Below are 857 nucleotides of genomic sequence, written 5' to 3' on the forward strand. Positions count from 1 at the left end.
GCTGGTAACCAATTCTTTGAATTCTTCGGCGAAAACTTGTTCCGTACCGATATGGGTATCGAGCGTGCTGCACTAGGTTCATTACTTGACCACAGTGGCGCATTTAAAGATTCAGAAGTTGAAGCTGCTAAGATCTTCGGTGCTCACCAGTCTTACTCTGGTATCGTAGGTACTTCAGGTTCAAACCGTACTATCATGCAAGCATGTATGAAAGACGACGACATTGCTATCTGTGACCGTAACTGTCACAAATCAATCGAGCAAGGTCTGATCCTAACTGGCGCGCGTCCAATCTACATGGTTCCTAGCCGTAACTGCTACGGTATCATCGGTCCAATCAGCAAAGTTCAAATGAGCAAAGAAGGCATTGCGCTTAAAGCGAAAAATGCGGGTATTCCTTTCAACGCTGATGAGAAAAAAGCCAGCTACGCTGTAGTAACTAACTGTACTTACGATGGTTTATGTTACCACTCAGAAGTAACTGAAGCGCTACTAGGCGAAAGCTCTAGCCGTATTCACATGGACGAAGCATGGTTCGGTTACGCACGTTTTAACCCTATCTACAAGGGTCACTACGCTATGCGTGGCGATGCAAAAGACCACAAAGGTCCAACAGTATTTGCAACGCACTCAACCCACAAGTTATTGAATGCATTGTCTCAAGCATCATACATTCACGTCCGTAACGGTGAAAACGCGATCAACTTTGACCGTTTCAACCAAGCTTACATGATGCACACTTCAACATCACCACTATACGCAATCTGTGCGTCTAACGATGTTGCTGCGAACATGATGAAAGGCGAAAGTGGTCTATCGCTAACGAACGAAGTTAACCGCGAAGCGATCATCTTCCG

At 45.5% G+C, this 857-nt stretch carries 1 pseudogene; it reads left to right on the plus strand.

What is annotated here, in order from left to right:
* Positions 1–857, plus strand: a pseudogene (locus PMAL9190_RS19940) (arginine decarboxylase); the annotation flags it as partial.

The organism is Photobacterium malacitanum (assembly GCF_900185615.1).
Lineage (GTDB): Bacteria > Pseudomonadota > Gammaproteobacteria > Enterobacterales > Vibrionaceae > Photobacterium > Photobacterium malacitanum.